The sequence below is a fragment of the Caballeronia sp. BR00000012568055 genome, assembly GCF_029439455.1.
Taxonomy (GTDB): domain Bacteria; phylum Pseudomonadota; class Gammaproteobacteria; order Burkholderiales; family Burkholderiaceae; genus Caballeronia.
Window position 1 is genome coordinate 1,407 of sequence record NZ_JAQFVG010000155.1, and the last position, 2,936, is coordinate 4,342.

Annotated in this window: 2 protein-coding genes; both read left to right on the forward strand. The window is 59.3% G+C overall.

All coding sequences use genetic code 11. The annotated features are described in order from the left end of the window. Nucleotides 1-66: 66 nt before the first annotated feature. The gene (locus P7F28_RS08880; protein ID WP_277184146.1) at nt 67-1,017 is read left to right on the forward strand and encodes a xanthine dehydrogenase family protein subunit M; all 951 of its coding nucleotides are present in this window, start codon (nt 67-69) and stop codon (nt 1,015-1,017) included. Nucleotides 1,018-1,020: 3 nt separating this feature from the next. Further along, nucleotides 1,021-2,936, forward strand: a 1,916-nt coding sequence (locus tag P7F28_RS08885; protein ID WP_277184143.1) for a xanthine dehydrogenase family protein molybdopterin-binding subunit, incomplete at its 3' end; no start/stop codon positions are given.

The window sequence follows — 2,936 nt, forward strand, 5'->3', positions numbered from 1 at the left end:
TATCTGTCGCTGTGGCGCCTACTCGAATATCGTCGATGCGATGGCCGAAGTGGCGGGGAGCCGGGCATGAAAGAGTTCACCTACGAGCGAGCGAAGAGTCCCGCCGAGGCTGCTGCGATCGCTTCGCAGCGACAGGGCGCGAAATTCATTGCCGGAGGCACCAATCTGATCGATCTCATGAAGCTCGAGATAGAAACGCCGGCTCATCTGGTCGACCTTCGGCATATTGGTCTCGACCGCATAGAGGAAACCGCTGACGGAGGTCTTCGTGTCGGCGCACTGGTCACAAATACTCAGCTTGCCGCCGATCCGAGGGTGCGACGGGACTATGGGGTGCTTGCGCGCGCGATCGTTGCCGGTGCTTCGGGGCAATTGCGGAACAAAGCGACAACGGGCGGCAACTTGCTTCAGCGCACGCGCTGTCCATATTTTTACGATCCGAATCAAGCCTGCAATAAGCGGCAACCAGGGTCAGGTTGTGCCGCAATCAGCGGGTTCAGTCGCCAGTTGGCCGTGATCGGCGGGAGTTCTGACTGCATCGCAACGAATCCCGGCGATATGGCTGTGGCATTGCGCGCTTTGGACGCATCCATCGGAACCGTTCGAGCCAATGGCCAGACCAGGGTGATACCGATCGCCGACTTCCATCGGCTGCCAGGCACCACGCCAAGTGTCGAGACCGAACTCATGCCCGGCGAACTCATTACCGAGGTGACATTGCCTCCGCCGATCGGTGGGCGGCACATTTATCAGAAGGTCCGAGATCGCGCATCGTATGCGTTTGCCCTGGTCTCGGTCGCAGCCGTCGTGCACGAGGACGGTCGTGGGCGGATTGCAGTGGGTGGTGTAGCGCCGAAGCCGTGGCGAGTTGAAGCTGCAGATGCGGCGATGTCCGAGGGTGCCAAGGCAGTTGCACAGGAACTTATGAACGGAGCGCGTCCGACGCACGATAACGCGTTCAAAATGGCCTTGGTCGAGCGGACGATAGCCTACGTAATGGCGCAAGTGAGGGGATGAACCATGAAGTTCGAGACGCCAGCAGGACAGAATCCAATCGACCAGATGACCGTCGTCGGTCAACCACTTGATCGCTTCGAGGCGAAGCTGAAGACAACTGGTACTGCGACCTATTCTTACGAGTATCACAACGTCGCCCCGAATATCGCGTACGGCTACATCCTGGGTGCTGCGATTTCCAAAGGGCGAATCAAGTCAATCGACACGAGGCAGGCCGAGTCTTCCCCTGGTGTGCTGGGTGTTGTGACGTATCGCAACGCTGGTCCTTTGGGGGTCGGCAAGTTCTACGTCCAACGGATGCTCGCTTCGCCAGAAATCGACCACTATCACCAGCCGATTGCAGTGGTGGTGGCAGATACTTTCGAGCAAGCGCGCGCGGCTTCGTCGCTTATTCGCGTCGATTACACGCGCAGCGCAGGCAGATTTGATCTCGCTGCCCAACTCTTCAGCGCTCCAGTCGCACCACAGATGGCGTTTGGCGGCCCAACCCAGACCCACGTAGGAGACTTCGAACGAGCTTTCTCAGACGCCGAGATGAAGGTAGACGAGACCTATACCGTTCCCGACCAAGCGCACGCCATGATGGAACCCCATGCCACGATCGCGGTTTGGGAGGGTGAGCGGGTCACTTGCTGGACCTCGATCCAGCAGATGAACTGGGGTACCCGCGATCTCGGACTCATTCTCGGTATTCCGCGTGACAACGTTCGACTCATTTCGTCTTTTGTCGGCGGCGGCTTTGGAGGCAAAGGCACGGTCCAGTCTGATCTTGTGCTGGCGGCCCTCGCCGCGCGGTTAGTGCGTCGGCCAGTCAAAATCGCGCTTCAGCGTCCAATCATGTTTAATAACACGATCCATCGGCCGAAGACGATCCAGCGCGTCAGACTTGGTGCCGGGCGCGACGGGAAACTCACGGCGATCGGCCACGAAAGCTGGTCTGGCAATCTTGCGGGCGGACGCACGGAGCCGACAACCCTGTCCACGCGAACCCTGTATGCGGGGCGAAACCGCATGACCCGCGTCCGATTGGCAACGCTAGATCTCGCAGAGGGAAACGCCATGCGAGCGCCGGGGGAAGCGCCTGGTCTGATGGCGCTTGAGATCGCGATGGACGAAATGGCAGAGAAGCTCGGAATCGATCCGGTCGAGTTCCGAATCCTGAACGACACGCAGGTCGACCCAGAAAATCCCAATCGACCCTTCTCATCCCGTCCCTTCGTCGAGTGTCTGCGAACTGGGTCCGAACGCTTCGGGTGGAAGACACGAAAGGCGCGGCCAGGTCAGCTCCGCGATGGCCATTGGCTCGTTGGGACAGGGATGGCCGGTGCGATTCGAGGGGCACCCATCGGCAAGGCGGGAGCACGGATACGCCTTGACCGCCGAGGTTCTGTCACCGTCGAGACCGATATGACCGACATCGGCACGGGCAGCTACACCATCGTGCAGCAGACGGCAGCCGAGTTAATGGGTGTACCGATCGAAAAGGTCGTTGTGAGACTGGGCGACTCGAGCTTTCCGGAGACTCCTGGTTCAGGAGGGCAACAAGGTGCCGCGTCTGTCACTGCGGGCGTATATGCCGCTTGCATGAAACTTCGGCAGACCATTGCCGAGCGATTGGGTTTCAACGCCGCTGAGACCGAGTTCAAGGCTGGCGAAGTGCGGTCTGTCGGCCGAAGTGTGCCGCTTACTCAGGCGGCTGGAGATGGCGACATCATCGTCGAAGATAGCATCGAATTCGGTGACCTATCTAAGAAATTTGCGATTCAAACTTTTGGAGCGCATTTCGCTGAAGTTGCTGTTAATGCCTTTACTGGCGAGATCCGTGTTCGTCGGATGCTCGCGGTATGTGCTGCCGGGCGCATTCTGAACCCCAAGACCGCACGCAGTCAGGTGATCGGTGGGATGACGATGGGCATTGG

Excerpts from the sequence above, each read along its gene's own strand:
- P7F28_RS08880 (WP_277184146.1), top strand. The coding sequence starts at position 67 with ATGAAAGAGTTCACCTACGAGCGAGCGAAGAGTCCCGCCGAGGCTGCT.